A 16113-nucleotide genomic window follows, 5' to 3' on the forward strand; every position below is an offset into this window, starting at 1 on the left:
CTTGCAAGTCATGGCTGCAAAATGCAGGCCAGCCAATCAGGAGTTGCTGGCCGCTCCCGATGGGGCAACCTGTCAACCGTTCAAACGCGTCAGCAACAGTGCAAGAGCGATAAACGGCGATTGAGGCCAAAGTGACGCCTCTGCCAAATATTCAAATGCATTGACTGTGTGAGCTGCAGAACCGGATCGAGAGGACCCCGAAACTTGCCCGCCTTGCGCGGGCATTTTTTTGGCTGCTAGGCACATCGCTCCGATACTTCTCCCAATCGCTCACGATGCCCAGGCAAGGTGAACAGAATCTGGAGATTCTGCGAGTCCATTTGCTGCACCACGATGGAGCCGTCTTCGTGCAGATAGATCCGCACAGTGCGTGCATCATCCAGATCCCAGTGCGCAACGCTCGTATTCACCCCCCGCCAGCCATGCTCCTCGCACAGCCGACGCCGGCGCAAAGCCTTCAAAAATTCCTGCGAAGCACCAAGCTCTGCATTAGTTTGCACCCAGCTGTCGATCACCAACTCATAAGCCATCTGCTGCGTATGGCAAGGCTTGGCCAGCTTCATGTGCCTGATCCAGGCATCTAGACGGGAGGCAAAAGTGTATTGCAGGTGGTGGGACATGGGCTTTTTTTGAATTCAGTAGGGCACAGGGCTAGATCGCCACTTGCGCATCAAAAATCAGAATTTTCCTACGCCCAATTTACCGAAAAGTGCAGCAGAAACAAAATCTACATCACCAATAGGTTCAGGGTTTAACACTGCTTGATGACTGGCCTGAGAGACAACTGGCAAAGCGCGACTGGCCAGAGCCGCGGTGAACCCTGAGCCTGCACGGCGACATATCTCAAGGATTGGATAAGCTGGCTTTTGGATGCTTGTCAGTTGCTCAGCCACCGCATTGCCAAGTATTTCGGGAGTACCTACCGATGACTTGCTTGTTGGTATTCAGGCAAGGCGATTCAGCCCTCATTTCGATGATTCAGGCCTAGAGCATCGTCTTCCTGAAATTCAATGCGCCCCTCTAAAAATTGTCATCATCAGGCGACTTCTACGCTCAAACCCATGCCGGCTCAGAATAGATTTCATTAAAAAAATCTATCTTTTCACTCAGTTACTTAGCACGGCCACTTCATCAAAAAAAGATGACAGCGGCACCGGCAAAGCACCTCCCCAGCGCTTCAGAGAAGCTCACACAGCAGATCTGCTCTGTCCATTAGCGCGATCTGTAAGTGCCTACATACTTCCTTACATCCGCTTGATACAACATCAGTCAAATGCAATGAAATGTCAGCTCGCAGGTCCTGCGGCAAGTCGTTGAGCAACAGGGAGTGTCGTCATGAGAAAAGTTAATCCTGCCGCCAAGAACGCGAACCGCGCTTTTGTCCGTCTGCACACGTATGTGACCAAGCAATTCGACTGGGATCTCTTCACCAAGGACTACCGGGTAGTCCTGCACACAGACGAGGACGGAGGCGTCACCCTCTATATCGTCAAGGTCTTCGACAAGGATGGACAGCCTGCCGCACTAGGCCCAAAGATCCCTAACCAGATTACGTTCTCTTACCGTCAGGCTCCCATCATGTCGGTATGGACAGAGTTCTTTAACGACGGCAAATTCAGTTGGCGCAATGTCTCCTGCCGCTAGGGCGCGGCGGCGGTGGAGGATGGTGGCTTGGCTGTCGGCATGGACACCCGCCGCTGCGCCAGAAGCGCCATCCTGTCCAACACATTCAGGAGAGTTGCATGACCCGCTTCCAACCGATGCTTGCAACTGCTGCCCTGCTCAGTCTCATGACGCTACATCTCAGCAGCAGTTCCATGGCACAGGCCGCCTTTACAACCCCGGGCGGCTACACCAACTCCTACAGCGGCCAGATCACGGGCAACGGTATCGTGCAATACGGACTCGAAACGCGGCCCTTCCAGCGCATGACCGTCACGCTCAACACCAACAACCCGTCCAGCCAGATGAACGTCTTCAAGGACGGCTCTGCCCAGCCTCTATGCCAGGGCTCGGCCAACAACAACATCTGCACCTTCCGCATCGAGCGTGGTGCCAGCTATCGCGTGCTGATCTTCCTCACGCGTGAAGCCGCCCAGCGTGGCGAAAGCGCACGCTTTACGCTCACCACCGAAGAAAGCACCTGACAGCTTGACTGCCGTCAAGAACCCCTCAGTCCATGGCTTGTAAACTGGCTTCAACAGATTCAAAGTGAAAGCCCGTTACACAATATGGAAAACTTTCCCAAGGACATCTACACCGAGCCCACGCCCGATGTGAATACCCTGGCCAACCTCGGCCCCCTCACCGGCATGGCTGGCATCTGGACCGGCAAGCGCGGCCTGGATATCAACCCCAAGGCTGACGGCCCCGAAAAGCAGGCCTTTATCGAGCACATGGAGTGCCAGCCTATCGATGCGCAAACCAACGGCCCACAGCTCTTCTATGGCATGCGCTACCACACACGCATCGTCAAGCCCGATGACGTGGAAACCTTTCACGACCAGGTCGGTTACTGGCTGTGGGAGCCTGCCACCGGCAACATCATCCAGACCCTGACCATCCCGCGCGGACAGACCGCCATGGCCACGGGCAAGACCACGGCCGACGCCACCAGCTTCACTCTCAGGGCCGAGCGCGGCTCCACCGTCAACGGTATCTCCAGCAACCCGTTTCTGGAGCATGCCTTCAGAACCGACGCCTATACCATCACCGTCACCAAGCACTCGGACGGCACCTGGTCGTACGAGCAGGAAACCACGTTGACCATCCCCGGCCAGAGCAAGCCTTTTTCCCATACCGACCGCAACACCTTGCACAAGATTGGCGAGCCCACGCCCAACCCAACGGCAAGGGCCGCAGTTGAAATCTGATTAGCGCTCTCAAAGGACTCCACGCCCTGGCCGAATTCACTGGATCCGCAGGGCGCACACTCCCCGATTACCGCATCGCCCGCGATGGCCTTACGCAGCTGACCATGGACCTTACGGGCAAGAAGGCGCTTGCCTTCAAACTGGCTTATATGCATGTGCCTTTCAACGCATGGAGGCCATTCGCCGCAGGCTGCCGGCATTCGGCGCTTGGAGCTGGCCTTCAATCTGGTCGCGAAGGCTGCACCGCGCTGCGTTCAAGACCTCTATACAGGGCGATGCCGACAAATGGCAGCACAGCAGCCACCTGCCCAACCTGAATTACGGCCGCCCCACCCTGCGCCATGTACCGCCGGTTGTGACCGAGCTGAGGCCGGCCTCCTTCGACAGCCTGCCATGGCGCATTGCCGACGGCGAGATCATCGGTTCGACCGATGCCCAACTGGCCAGGCTGGCAACAGCCGCAGGGCATGCTGCGCATGACGTTCGGATAGTCTGCTTTTGATAGCTTCTGCATGACGTTCGGATAGTCTGCTTTTGATAGCTTCTAACGCTTTATGGATAAGGGCTTGAGGCGGCTTCTACCTGCGCCTTCATGAATTTGATTTCCATCAAGAAACCGTCTGAATACTCATTTCAAGGTGTTGCATTAGCAGCCCTGGAGTGTGAGTATGAGCTCAGTGATCGATCGAATTGATTTGGCAACAAGACGCGCACCTATGCGCAAGGAGGCTGGATATGTTCAAGCACATTTTGATTCCTACGGACGGCTCTAAGCTCTCTGAGGCCGCGCTGCGCGCGGGCATACAACTGGCCAAGGAACAAGGCGCACAGGTGACGGCGCTGTATGTGATGCCGGATTACGCAGCCATGATTTACGGAGCGGAGGCGCTGATCGCCTACAACTCTGCGGAGTTCGACAAGAGCGCCCAGAAGGAAGCAGATCAGGTGTTGCAAGCTGCCCTGGACATTGCCAAGACGGAGGGCGTGGCCTGCCAGACGGTGCGGGTCACGAATATCTCCATCAATCAGGCCATCATCAAGCAGGCGCAGGAGGGTAACTGCGATCTGATCTGCATGGCATCACACGGCCGCAAGGGCATTGCCGGCATTTTGCTGGGCAGTGAGACCCAGCGCGTACTGGTCAACAGCAGCATTCCAGTTCTGGTGCACCGCCCGGTTTAGGCCTGATCGACTGCAGCGCAGCCACTTCCCGGCCGCTCTCACAATGCAAGCAACGCCCCATCGCCCTCGTGCGGTGGGGCGCTTTTTCATGGGCCGATCGTCGTGTAGCATCGGTGCATCAAATTGTGAACCTTTGGTTCCATTTGTCACGCCGGCAGCGGCGTCTCTGGTTCATTTTGAAAAAGGGAAAACGCAGATGAGTCACGCAATCGCAACCGATGCCGGCCTGGCGTGGCGGACCGGCCCGATTCGCCCGAGAGCCTGCACCTGCGGCAGCGTGGTGTGCCAGTTGCTGCATGAGCGGGTAATGAGCGATATGTCGCGCCGCATGTTTGTGGGCGGGGTGGCGGCCATGATGGCGCCATTTGTGGCCCTGCATGCTGCCGAGAGAGGCGTGGGCGGGGCGGCCAGGCCGGCCGACCGCCCCGTGTTGCTGACCAATCTGCGCCTGTTTGACGGTACGGGCAAGTCGGTGCGTCAAGGCGTGCAGGTGTTGATCCAGGGCAAGCTGATTGCCGCCCTGCCCTCCGCCGGCGAGAAGGTGGAAGGTGCCCAGGTGATCGACTGCCAGGGCAAGCTGGTGATGCCGGGCATGATCGATACGCACTGGCACACCATGCTGGCAGCCATTCCGCAGATGACGGCCATGACGGCAGATCTGGGCTATCTGTACATCTCCGCCGCGCAGGAGGCGCAGCGCACGCTGATGCGCGGCTTTACCTCGGTGCGCGACGCGGGCGGCCCCGCCTTTGCGCTCAAGCGCGCGATCGACGAGGGCATGGTCCCGGGCCCGCGCATCTATCCCAGCGGGGCGATGATTTCTCAGACCTCGGGTCATGGCGATTTCCGCCTTCGCAGCGATATTCCGCGTGCGGCGAACGAGCCGCTGAGCATGGTGGAGCAAACCGGCGTGGCCATGATTGCGGACGGCGAGGCCGAGGTTCTGCGCCGCGTGCGCGAGCAGTTGATGCTGGGGGCATCGCAAATCAAGATGCTGGCAGGCGGCGGCGTGGCATCGCTGTATGACCCGCTGGACAGCACCCAGTTCACCGAGAAGGAGCTGCGCGCCGGCGTGGAAGCCGCCGCAGACTGGAACACCTATGTGATGTCGCATGTTTACACGCCCAAAGGCATCAAGCGGGCCATCAAGGCGGGCGTGAAGAGCATCGAACACGGCCAGTTGGCCGACGAGGAAAGCGTGCGCATGATGCGCGACGAGGGCGTGTGGTGGAGCCTGCAGCCATTTCTGCAGGACGAGGACGCCAACCCCTATACCGATGCAGTGCGCCGCGAGAGCCAGTCGCGCGTGGCCCAGGGCACGGTGCGCGCCTATGAGATGGCGCAGAAGTACGGCATCAAGACGGGCTGGGGCACGGACATTCTGTTCAGCCCCAAGGGCACTGTCACACAGGGCAAGCAACTGGCCAAGCTGACGCGCTTTTACGACCCCATGACGCTGCTGAAGCAGGCCACGGGCACCAACGGCGAACTGCTGGCCCTGTCGGGCGAGCGCAACCCCTATCCCCAGCCGCTGGGCCGCATCGCCCCTGGCGCATTTGCCGATCTTCTAGTGGCCGATGGCGACCCGACGGTGAATCTGGACTTCCTGAGCAGCCCGGAACAGAACCTGCGCCTGATCATGAAGGACGGCAAGGTGTACAAAAACACGCTGTAAGGGAGACAAATGACCCAGTACATCAACACCACTCCAGGCATGGCAACGGCGGCGCTGGCCGCGAGCCTGCTGGCAGGCACGCCGGCCTGGGCACAGGACAAGACAGCAGCCGATGCATGGCGCTTTCAGCTCACGCCCTATGCATGGATGACGGGGCTGGACGGCAGCGTCCGCCCGTTCAGAGGAGCGCCAACGGTGAGCGTGAACAAATCGTTCTCGGACATTCTGGAGGACCTGGACGCTGCAGCCTTTGTGAACGGCACGGCACGCAAGGGGCAATATGTGCTGCAGGGCGACTTCAGCTACGCCGCTACATCGGACAAGGCTGCCCTACCCTTAGGCCTGAGCGCAAATGCCAAGATTCGCCAGACCTCGCTGACGATGACCGGCGGGCACAACTGGATGCTGAGTCCGCAGTCGAGCGTTGACCTGATGGCGGGCCTGCGCCTATGGCAGATCAAGGCCAAAGTGAGTGTGCCAGGGGTAGGTTCGGCGCAGTCCAACACCTCGTTCGTTGACCCAGTGGTCGCCGCACGCTGGCGCTACGATATTGCGCCGCGCTGGTCCACCTTGGTGTATGCCGATATGGGTGGGCTGGATGTGGGCTCGAAGTTCACCTGGCAGGTGCACGGCTCGGTGAACTACCAAGTCAAGGAAAACATCTTTGTGTCCGTGGGCTACCGCCACCTGAGCGTGGACTACCGTGACGACGGCAAGCGACTGGACTTCAGCCAGAGCGGCCCGATCGTCGGTGCGACGTTCAGGTTCTGATAACCACCAGCGGATAGCCAACACCCAGCCCGTCAGACCTGCGGCTGCAACGCCGCATGCAGCAATGGCATAGGCGATGGCAATCGCTGCGGGCGAACCAAGCTGCGCCAGGCCCTCTATAGCACTGGATTACCTGGTGCGCGATCTCTCTCGGTTTCAGCGCATGGAGTCACCTCGACCACCGGAGAGTCAGAGCCTGAAATCGCGCTCGAAACACCACCACAGGACAAACCAGGGGCGTGCGCACTCATTGCTGCAGCCTGCCTTTCCTTGCTCCGTCAGCCGCCCACGCCGGGCGACAATGTCAAAGCAGCACCAACTGACCAAAACAAGAAATCCGACAGGCCACAAGGCATCAATGAACCGCACCGAATTTCTGCAACAGCCCGAAGTCATTGGCTTTACCGACTGGCTTGCAGCCACACTCCCCCAGCGACGGATTCAGTTGAACATTCGCTCTTCCAGCTACGTCCCCAAGGGCTTGATGGCCACCGCCCGTTTTGCCGACTTGGTACCTCGCCACTACCGCTGGCGGGCGACTGGCCTGGCAACGGGCGACTGGGCCGAGTCGTGCATCAAGACAAGCGCTCTTTCTGCCAAGCTGCGCGCTGCCGTGCAGGCCAACGATGCGACAGCCACCCTGGCCGCCTGTAGCGATGTGCTGGACTGGGGCGGCGAGCGCAACCCCAAAGAAGGCGCGCGGCCCTTTCTTGTGGGCCTTGGCACTAACATCAGCCACTACATCGCCCAGACCCACCAGGAAATGGCGCTTGGCTCGGCCAGCCTGCGCACCGGCTTTCCGACAGTGCGGCTCATGAACTCCATGCTCACCAAGGTACACGCCTTTTATTCGGCCGAAGGCTTGCCCATCTATGACTCACGGGTCAGCGCCGCAGCTGCTGCACTGGTGGAGTTCTGGCGCCGCAGCAGCGGCAGGCCCCACCTGCCCGATACGCTGAGTTTCCCGCTGGCCGGCGGCAGCCAGAAGCCCCAGCACAAACTGGCTTGCCTGTTTGACCAGCCACCCTCGCCGGGCACCCTGCTCTACACCAGCCAAAGCACGCCCCAGCGCTGGGCTGGCGCCAAGGTGCGGCTGGCCTGGGTAATGGCCGAGACCCTGCGCAAGACCCCCAGCCTGTTTTCAGGCCAGCCCGATCGCATGCGCGCCATGGAAGCTTCACTCTTCATGGTGGGCTACGACCTGAACTGCCTGGCCTGAACAAAACAGCCCCTGCCAACCAGTGGTTGCAGGGGCTTTTCTCCGCATCCAGGCATTTAGGTCAGATAGGCCTCCAGCGCTTATCCGTCAAACGCCGGAAGCTATCAAAACGGCTAGTTCTGGAAAAAGCCAATGGGCCTGTCGAATGCGGACCAGGGCAAAACGGCAAGACTGGCGGAATCACGGCAACGCCCTTCACCAAGGCATAAGGCCGGCCGGTGGACCCGGTTCAGGGTACTGCGGTTGGAGCGACTTGCATCGGGGAGGCAGCGACCACAATCCTGAATGAGCCCGGAACCCACCACATCCTGCTGCGCGTCCGGATGAATACTGTGAGGAATATCGAGAGTTCCGCCTCAAACGTAAACCAAATGCTACGTAATGGCCGTGAATTCACAAAATTCAGCGTTGCGCCACGTTCTCCTACAAAAGGGTTTTCCATGACTCGGCGACCATGCATCCACAGCAAGCCAACCCGGTTTGCTGGTCACCTACCTGAAGGAGTGAAGGACATGACGCAACAGGCGAACCAGCAGCACAGCCCCAGCCAACAGGACAAGCAGCAACAGCAGCAGCAAAACCCTGGGCAACGCCAACCAGGCCAGAGCACCAGCCAACCCGGCCAGCAGCAACAGCAAACCCCAGGACAGCAGAAGACCCCTGCTCAGCAACAGCAGCCTGGGCAGCAGCACAAAATGCCCCAGCAGTGAAAGTGAGCGCCTCAGCGCTGGCCCACCTTGCCAGCGTTGTTCTGTACCACGCAAAGAAAGGAGCAGGAATGCAACCAGCCTCACCTGTCATCTCATCCGATCGTGTCAACGGCACCAACGTCTACAACCCCAACGGCGACAAACTGGGAGCTATCGACTCACTGATGATCGACAAGCTCACCGGCAAGATTCGATATGCAGTGATGCAGTTTGGCGGTTTCCTGGGCATCGGCTCAGATCTCTACCCACTGCCGTGGGATAGCCTCAAATACGAACCCAACCAAGGCGGGTACGTGGTTTCCGTCACCAAGGAACGGCTTGAAAACGCCCCTCGCTACGAGGGAGGCACATTGCCCGAATACACCGACGACTACGGCCGCCGTGTTTATGACCACTACGGTGTGCCCTTTGTCTAACCCCGGCACGCAACCACACATGCGCTAGTGCCCAAACTCAAGAAGAACCGCAGGCCGGTCGGCGCCGGCCGCCAACCAGTTGGAGTTCAGCCCACCTCGCGGTCGGCTTTTTTTTGCGCGGAGATTTTCAAATGTAGCCTCCTGGCCCCGCGGGCCTTAAGCGCGACCTCTCCCCGCAGGGTCAAGCGGGGCCATCTGGTGTGATGGTTCCTGGTACAAGGTATTGCTCAAAATCGAGGCCTGAAATACGCTTTTCCAATACCGTAGTGCACAAGCCGTGAGCTGCGGTCTGAGCGGTCACACCAGATGGTGATGATATCCATTGCTTTCTGCCGAGCCTGAGGTTCTCTACCCTCCCTCTGCTTCCCCAGGCACGCCGCAAGGCATCGGCCTTTACCCGCAAGCCCACCAGCCAACGCTGGTGGGCTTTTTCTTTGCCGGTAGACGCTCAGTGCGGCCACGCAACACATGAGGTCGATGTCTGTTGACGCGCTGTACAGGGAAAATTTAAACTACTGTACAAATGAACAGCACTGATAAAAATAACAGTAAAATTCAAGGCAACAGCTTGCTGCGCCGGAGCGCGAAGCGCATTCACTCCATACCTTTGTTGGTTTCACCTGCTCTCAAGAGCGCTGGTCTTTTTTATCCGCCCCCGCCCATCCAGCGGGCCTGCTTCTCGCCAAAAGGAGACTCCATGCTGTACAGCACCGTTCCTCAACCCGTTGATGAAGACCTCGTGCAGCGCCTGCGCGAGAAGGGAGGCCTGTGAAATGGCCACACATCCCCACCGCCCTGCTCGCGCTGCTCCTGACAGTCCTGCTCTTGATCGCCCCGGCCTTGGAACAAAGCTACTGACCGCCGCGCAATGGGGCCTCTGCCTCCTGGGGATCTTTTGCCTCATCGGCGTGGCCGTCGTCATTGCCACCACCCCGCAAGCCTGGCCGCTGTAAACGGTCAACCTCATCGCTTTTGATAGCCACAGGCGTTTTCCTGACAAGCGCCAGACCGGAGAAATATCATGGAAAAGATCATCGAGTCCCTGATCCTCGTCGCCGCCATCTTCATGGGCGTACTGTGGCTTGCCACCCCCAACGCCCAGGCAGACGAACCCACCACCCTCACCAAATCCGTGCGCGACGAGTTCGCCTGCCCAGGCATGCACGCCGAGTGGCTGGACGCCCACACCGTCCAGTGCCTGCGCGAAAAGCCCTGATCTACCGCCCCGCTGCCCCCGCGAACAGCCCATGCCCCATCGACACCGTACGGCAACAACTACAGCACCGCGACAGCCAACACAGCCGGCTGCTGCCTGCTATGGAAAGCAAGGCTGCTAGTTCAATCCAGACGATGCCATCAGTAGCAGCACACTTTCAAATGCAGATAGGGCAGGCGCAACGCAATCGCCAATTCAGAAGCTCGGAAGCGCCCGCCAAGCAGACAGAAGCCCGCAAGGTTCCAGACCTAGCAGGCATTTTTGCCAAGTGGTTGGCATGTAATACCGCTACCTCAATCTGCTATGGCAAGCCCGCAAGCACTTGCGCGAGCGTTACTCGGCAGGTTTTGCGTAGACCTCTGCACTCAGCACCTCAAGGCCGACAAAGGGTTCAGTCCCTTCGACCCAGGCATCGTGACCAGGTGGGATGGCGTAGGACTCCCCTGCGCTGAGCATTTTCTGAGAGCCGTCCTGCATTTGAACGGTGAGCTTTCCCGAAACGACGTGCCCCACATGCGAGAGTTGGCAGTATTCGGTCTTCACCACGGGCTTGATGCATTCGGACCAGCGCCATCCGGGCTCAAAGTTGAACCGTCCAATCGTGTAGCCCTGAAGCTTTACGAGCTCCACGCGAGTTTTGCTAGGTGTGCGAAGTTCATCGGGCTCGCTGTGTGACCTGACTTCTAGCTTCTCAACGCTGACTGGAGTGGCCATGATTTTCTCCTTCATAAGAGCTGCACCTCGAGCCCCCAAGGAATTCTTCAGGTATGGCTGGTGAGCCGAAGGACAGCTGAAAAAACTTATCACTACGTCATTCGCATGGCATTGCCAGGAGCACTTATCAGTTACCAATTGCTGCATGCGGCACGGCACCGTCTGCGCCGTCCAATCCACGGCTGGCAGCAAAAAGCATGCTTTGACATACAGGGTGCCTACGCGGCCCATCTAAAGCGCCACAAGTTCGCACAGATTTTTCAGATTTGCATACAGCAAGCAGATCGAATGCAGCTGCAGCAAGAGCGGCATGACTTCTTTGCGCAGACCCAAGACGGCGCGATGCTGACTGTTTTGGGCACAGCCAATGCCTTACCCATTGGTAAAGCTGGCTGAACTGTCCAGCCCCTGCCCACCCTGCCTGCGCCGTATGGTTTTTTGTCTGCCATTCACGGAGGCGCGATGGGTCGCGCCGACCCCTTGGCCTCAGCGAGGTACATGCCCGAGCCACCCACCGCGCACCAAGAACCTGCTAGCACTTGAGCCCGCTGATGTTAGGACTACGGCTCGGTTACTTTGCAGGGTGGTCGCGGCGGAACAACTCCCACTCGTCGATTTCCGTGCCGTTGGGCGCCACGCAGATGCCGCGCTCTCCGGCAGTGGTCTTCTCGATGCGGGTCTTGCCGCCCAGCTTGGCACAGTACACCGATGCGGGGTTGGCCATGCCGATCACAGGCGCAGCGGACTGAGGCTGGGCGCAACCGCTGATGGCCAGTGCAGAAAGTACTGCGCTGGTGGTTCCAAGTGCTTTTTTCATGGACTCAATGTAGCAAATGCCGCCTTTTTCATGGAGCCGCAAAAAATCCTGACTCACATCAATTTCTCGTTTCCTTCATACATATGGGCTAAGGGTTGGCACCGACGATGCTGGCGACACTCTGTCAGCCAATGTCACTTTTAATTATTTCACCTCCAAAAGAGGAAAAGTGAACTGTCAGAAATCGCAAGAAGTTGTTAATTTCTGATCCGGAAGATGAGCGGCTGACACATTAATGGCCGCCTTGGCATTTAGATTTGACTAGAGATATGGCCAGTCTGGCCTGTCTGTTGGTGATCACTAGCAGAAGGGCTGTGTGTATGCATACGAGCAACGACCACATCTTTGTGTTGATGCCATCTCTGTCCCTGCTCTTTCTGGCCGGTCTGCTGGGAGTGTGCTGGGCGACCCAGCCCAAGCAACGCTTTCTACTCTGGCTGTGCGCCTCTTTCCTGCTAACCGCAATGTCTATCAGCATTCGCAGCGTGCTGAAGTTTGAAGTCCTCAATCATTATGTGGTTCTCGTCAACGCACTGTTTCTGGCGGGAGCTTGGTGTTTTACCAAGAGCTTTTCAGAGCGTCGGTGCGTACCCACATATCCGCTTGCAGCATTTGTCTTGTGTGCCGCGACGCTGGCCTCGCTCTACTATTTTGCCAATGTGGCACAGAACCAGGTGGGTCGGCTGCACACATTCGGTATAGGCGTAGCTCTAATGCTCTTGCTGCCAGTGCCGGCAGTTCTCAAACGAGGCCTCACCAACGACTGGCTGGATAGGATTTTGCTGTGGTCCTATCTGTCTTATGCCGTCTTTACCATGCTGCGCCCGACGCTGGTCGCAACTTTCGCGCATAACGGTCTCGGCGATGCCATGGATGCCAACTCAACCTATTGGCTGACAACGCTGATGAGTATTTTGCTTTTTGCATTGCTCTTCACGGTTTTAGTCTGTGCAGTCACCATCAGGGACACAGTCCGTCAACTGCGCACTGAACGCGACCTGGATGCTTTGACCCAGATACTGAATCGCCGCGCATTCAGTGAAGCCGCACAGCATCGCCTGGCCGACCAGCGCCTGTATCCCATGGCGCTTCTGGCCAGCGATATTGATCATTTCAAACGCATCAACGACAACTGGGGGCACGACAAAGGTGACGCGGTCTTGCAGCTTGTCGCCAAAGCGATGCAGCACAATGTGCGCAGCAACGATCTAGTTGCACGCTTCGGCGGTGAAGAGTTTATGGTTCTGCTGACAAAGATCGATTTGCTAGGTGCCGAGCAAGTCGCCAAGCGCATTGGCCTGGAGTTGAGAAATGACCAGGAGCTATTGCCGAAAGGGCCAGCCCTGACGCTGAGCTTTGGCATCACTTCAATCAGCAATGCCGACCAGCTTGAAGGTGCACTGAGGCAAGCCGACCAGTTGCTGTATAGCGCCAAAAATGCTGGCCGAGACCGCGTTCATGTGGAAGGCCGCAGCTACCCAGACATCAGCTTTGAACACACCATACCGGCAGACCACCCCATGGCATTGCTGACGTAAGCCGGTGAACTCGCTGGCCAATGCCATCCGCACCAGGCAGCTCACGTATCCAAGTTGGCCCACAATGACTCCTGCATGGTCGCTGACAAACCAATTTGTCAGCATTGATGCACCCCGTCATGGGTGCACTTTTGTCAGTGGAATCCTTGATGCGCAGACTTCGCCATCTCACCAACCGGCATCGCACACCGTCCACCAATATCGCCCTGGGTCTGCTGCTGGCCTTTAACGCGGGCGCGGTCAACGCTGGCGGCTTTCTTGTGCTGCGGATGTATACCTCGCACATGACGGGCTTTGCCTCTCAACTGGCTGACGGCCTGGTGCTTGAGAACGCCAAGCTGCTGCTGAATGCGCTTGGTGCCATCATCGCCTTTACAACGGGCGCGGCCGTCTGCGCGTTGCTGGTGAACTGGGGACGCAAACGCCATCTGTACAGCGTCTATGCCCTGCCGCTGATGCTGGAGGCCGTCATGCTGATTGCTTTCGGCCTGATGGGCACAGTCACCTTGACATGGAATACGCCCTTCGCAGTGCCGCTGACCGTGCTGCTGCTGTCCTTCATGATGGGTTTGCAGAATGCCGTGGGTTCCAAGACATCCGGCGGCAGCACTCGCACCACGCACATGACCGGCAATTTCACGGATCTGGGCATGGAACTGGGCAAGATGTTCTTCTGGAAGCGCCACGCCAACGCCGACCTGCAACTATCACCCCTGGTTAGGCATGACTGGCGCCGTATGAAGGTGTCCGCAGGGCTGATCTTGATGTTTGTGCTGGGCGGCATTACCGGTGCGCTGGGCTTCAAGTATATCGGCTTCATCTGCGTGGTTCCGCTGGCCGCTCTTTTGCTTGTACTGTCCGTGCCACCATTTATGCGTGACGCAGCGCAATCCGCCGAGCGGCCGTCACTCTTCAGCAAGAAGAGCTGAGTGCATCCTGTATCTCACGCCGCTGCCGCGACGTCCCCGGGTCCATGCACGACGACCTGATCGCGCCCAAGCTCCTTGGCCTTGTAGAGTTGCTGGTCAGCCCTCATTACAGCTTCGCGCAGATCGCTGCCGAATGGGCTGACAACGATACCCATGCTCAAGGTCACGCGCTGACCATCGGGCAATGGCGCAATGATCTCGACCGCTCCGGCACGAATACGCTGCGCCACACGTTGTGCAGTCTCAATGTCGGCATGGGTCAACAACAGCACAAATTCTTCGCCTCCAAAGCGAGCCACCAGGTCGGTACCACGGACACTTGCCTGTATGACTTCCGCGACGGCCTTGAGTACTCCGTCGCCATACTCGTGCCCCCAGCTGTCGTTGACCCGCTTGAAGTGATCCAGATCCGCCACCACGATGGAAAGCGGCTGCGCTTTTCGATCCCGGGCCAGCGGGTCTGCAAACTCCCAGAAGCCGCGACGATTCAACACGCCAGTCAGCATGTCGTGATTGCGTTCGTCTCTGAGTGTGGCCATTGCATCCCTCATCGAAACGATGAGCATGAGGCCCGAGAACACCAGGCTGAACAATAGCGAGCCCAGCATGGTGACCAACCAGTAAATGGAGCTGAGCATGTCCTGGAGCTCAGTGAATCCAAGAAACAGCACCATGATGGGCCTGAGCACTGTATAGATCGCAAAGGCCCCGTAGGACCGGTAAAGCAGCTTCTCCAGCCCGTCACGTCTGACTTTTTTTAGCGCGATGGCAGGAAACGGTATGAAGTGAATGACGCCAAGCCCTGTGTTCAGCCAGAGCACACGTGCAGCAATGTTGTCCTGCACGATGCTGTACTCGTAAAGAGCAGCAACCACGATGATCGATACCAGGACCGAGATCTTGGGATATGAGGAGACGGAAAACTTTTGAGCAACGCCCCAGGTACAGAGCCAGGCACCAAGCAGATAAATGGGCCCGGTGTAAACAGCCCACCGAACCAGTTGTCCGTGAGGTGTCAAGCATTGCCAACCCAAGGCAAGCCCCGTAAGTGTCAACCCACAAGCCGTCGAGAGCAGAAACACGGAGCGGCGCTGTGCAAGCCAGCAAAAAGCCATGAGTGCGCCCAGTGCCGTTATGCATACCGGCGCGACCAACAAGTAGAGCTGCAAATTGCTAGGCATGAATTGGCGGATCAGAAAAGCTCATTCACGCGGCAACGCAATTGTGGTGACCCATGCTCTGAGACTCAGAAGGTGGAGTCCATTTGATAAGTGGACTGATAAACGCCCGAATGTTAACAATTGTGCCGAGAACCCTGCAAATCTCCTCCAAAACACATCGGTTTCCCTGATTCGTCACGAGTCCGTCAAGAAGCAGCAACTCGCGATCACCCCACCCGCAGCACTCGCCTCGGCCCCACCTTTGAGCGGGCTTTTCATGACTGAATCAAGGATGTACCTCCGAGGCATTCGCTCCCCAAATCATCGCCAAAGAAGTCGCTGCCCAACTGCCGGGCCTGTCCGGGAAGACCTTTGAGCGCCTTGTACGGCAAGACGACCTGCCTCAGCCTCGGCAAATCAGCGCGGGACGCTGGCTGGTTAGCGATCTTGACGACTGGGCGAACAAGCACTCTTTGTCCCGATTGCAGTCGCCGGAGCACACCGGCGCCCAAAAAGCCTCTCCGCAGTCACACAGCATCTGCTTGAACAACGGCCTCGAGCCCCAGTGCCAGACGGCTACAACCATTGCTGCTTCTCGGCGTCGTATTTGTGGCAGTTATAGATGCCAGCCGCACCGGGAATCACATAACCCGAAATAGCGCCCATCACATCCTCTGGAGGGGCCTGGATGCATCGGTGAAACAGCTACTCGGCCAAGTCCCGAACCTGACCTGTCTCATACGCCCGTCTACCAGGGACTTATACCTATAAACCCAACTTTTAGCTGACGCAACAGCCTCCAGTCGCAACCCTGGACAACCTTGGATCACAATAGCATTCCCAGCGGACAGAGCTTTTGCGGCATGGGCATCAAGATAGATGCAACCTCCTTG

19 protein-coding genes are annotated in these 16113 nt (G+C 58.0%); 15 read left to right on the forward strand and 4 right to left on the reverse strand.

From position 1 onward, the window contains the following. Window positions 1–236: 236 nt before the first annotated feature. Window positions 237–563: a hypothetical protein gene (locus tag Cth01_RS14355; protein WP_233425177.1), complete on the reverse strand. Its 327-nt coding sequence runs from the start codon at window positions 561–563 to the stop codon at window positions 237–239. Window positions 564–1335: 772 nt separating this feature from the next. Between Cth01_RS14355 and Cth01_RS14360 the strand changes: the two genes are divergently transcribed. The 12 genes from Cth01_RS14360 to Cth01_RS14410 all read left to right on the forward strand — a co-directional run bounded on the left by Cth01_RS14360 (window position 1336) and on the right by Cth01_RS14410 (window position 10062). Next, window positions 1336–1644: a hypothetical protein gene (locus tag Cth01_RS14360; protein ID WP_003053988.1), complete on the forward strand. Its 309-nt coding sequence runs from the start codon at window positions 1336–1338 to the stop codon at window positions 1642–1644. A gap of 98 nt (window positions 1645–1742) precedes the next feature. Further along, window positions 1743–2147: a hypothetical protein gene (locus Cth01_RS14365; RefSeq protein ID WP_003062872.1), complete on the forward strand. Its 405-nt coding sequence runs from the start codon at window positions 1743–1745 to the stop codon at window positions 2145–2147. Between the two features lie 84 nt (window positions 2148–2231). Then, a complete protein-coding gene (locus Cth01_RS14370; protein WP_045839522.1) occupies window positions 2232–2873 on the forward strand; it encodes an FABP family protein in 642 nt (213 codons plus the stop codon). 169 nt (window positions 2874–3042) lie between these two features. Then, window positions 3043–3375 (forward strand): hypothetical protein, encoded by a 333-nt coding sequence (locus Cth01_RS14375; RefSeq protein ID WP_034358296.1) that lies wholly within the window; start codon window positions 3043–3045, stop codon window positions 3373–3375. Between the two features lie 233 nt (window positions 3376–3608). After that, a complete protein-coding gene (locus Cth01_RS14380; protein ID WP_003062865.1) occupies window positions 3609–4055 on the forward strand; it encodes a universal stress protein in 447 nt (148 codons plus the stop codon). A 196-nt stretch (window positions 4056–4251) separates the two neighbouring features. After that, a complete protein-coding gene (locus tag Cth01_RS14385) occupies window positions 4252–5730 on the forward strand; it encodes a metal-dependent hydrolase family protein (RefSeq protein ID WP_045839523.1) in 1479 nt (492 codons plus the stop codon). 9 nt (window positions 5731–5739) lie between these two features. Then, on the forward strand, window positions 5740–6501 hold the full coding sequence (locus Cth01_RS14390) for a porin family protein (protein WP_045839524.1): 762 nt from the start codon (window positions 5740–5742) through the stop codon (window positions 6499–6501). Between the two features lie 358 nt (window positions 6502–6859). After that, window positions 6860–7720, forward strand: a complete 861-nt coding sequence (locus tag Cth01_RS14395) for a hypothetical protein (RefSeq protein ID WP_034377599.1) — start codon at window positions 6860–6862, stop codon at window positions 7718–7720. A 512-nt stretch (window positions 7721–8232) separates the two neighbouring features. Continuing rightward, the gene (locus tag Cth01_RS14400) at window positions 8233–8430 is read left to right on the forward strand and encodes a hypothetical protein (protein WP_072248254.1); all 198 of its coding nucleotides are present in this window, start codon (window positions 8233–8235) and stop codon (window positions 8428–8430) included. A gap of 68 nt (window positions 8431–8498) precedes the next feature. After that, complete coding sequence (locus Cth01_RS14405; protein WP_045839525.1) at window positions 8499–8846, forward strand: PRC-barrel domain-containing protein; 348 nt, start codon at window positions 8499–8501, stop codon at window positions 8844–8846. A 523-nt stretch (window positions 8847–9369) separates the two neighbouring features. Next, window positions 9370–9618 (forward strand): hypothetical protein, encoded by a 249-nt coding sequence (locus Cth01_RS24015; protein WP_165571717.1) that lies wholly within the window; start codon window positions 9370–9372, stop codon window positions 9616–9618. Between the two features lie 249 nt (window positions 9619–9867). Continuing rightward, window positions 9868–10062, forward strand: a complete 195-nt coding sequence (locus Cth01_RS14410; protein ID WP_003053971.1) for a hypothetical protein — start codon at window positions 9868–9870, stop codon at window positions 10060–10062. A gap of 333 nt (window positions 10063–10395) precedes the next feature. On the opposite strand, the gene Cth01_RS14415 is transcribed toward Cth01_RS14410, so the two are convergent. Next, a complete protein-coding gene (locus Cth01_RS14415) occupies window positions 10396–10776 on the reverse strand; it encodes a cupin domain-containing protein (protein ID WP_034358610.1) in 381 nt (126 codons plus the stop codon). Between the two features lie 60 nt (window positions 10777–10836). On the opposite strand from Cth01_RS14415, the gene Cth01_RS14420 reads away from it, so the two are divergent. Further along, a complete protein-coding gene (locus tag Cth01_RS14420) occupies window positions 10837–11172 on the forward strand; it encodes a hypothetical protein (RefSeq protein ID WP_156160277.1) in 336 nt (111 codons plus the stop codon). Window positions 11173–11347: 175 nt separating this feature from the next. Here the strand turns inward: Cth01_RS14420 and Cth01_RS14425 are convergent, their stop codons facing one another. After that, entirely contained in the window at window positions 11348–11593 is a 246-nt protein-coding gene (locus Cth01_RS14425) for a putative hemolysin (RefSeq protein ID WP_045839526.1), read from the reverse strand. A gap of 320 nt (window positions 11594–11913) precedes the next feature. Between Cth01_RS14425 and Cth01_RS14430 the strand changes: the two genes are divergently transcribed. Then, on the forward strand, window positions 11914–13131 hold the full coding sequence (locus Cth01_RS14430; RefSeq protein WP_034358311.1) for a GGDEF domain-containing protein: 1218 nt from the start codon (window positions 11914–11916) through the stop codon (window positions 13129–13131). A 149-nt stretch (window positions 13132–13280) separates the two neighbouring features. Further along, a complete protein-coding gene (locus Cth01_RS14435) occupies window positions 13281–14060 on the forward strand; it encodes a YoaK family protein (RefSeq protein ID WP_045839621.1) in 780 nt (259 codons plus the stop codon). 14 nt (window positions 14061–14074) lie between these two features. Here Cth01_RS14435 and Cth01_RS14440 read toward each other — a convergent pair whose 3' ends face one another. Continuing rightward, window positions 14075–15241: a GGDEF domain-containing protein gene (locus Cth01_RS14440; RefSeq protein WP_045839527.1), complete on the reverse strand. Its 1167-nt coding sequence runs from the start codon at window positions 15239–15241 to the stop codon at window positions 14075–14077. Window positions 15242–16113 lie beyond the last annotated feature (872 nt).

Origin of the sequence: Comamonas thiooxydans (assembly GCF_000964545.1) — a bacterium.
Taxonomy (GTDB): domain Bacteria; phylum Pseudomonadota; class Gammaproteobacteria; order Burkholderiales; family Burkholderiaceae_C; genus Comamonas; species Comamonas thiooxydans.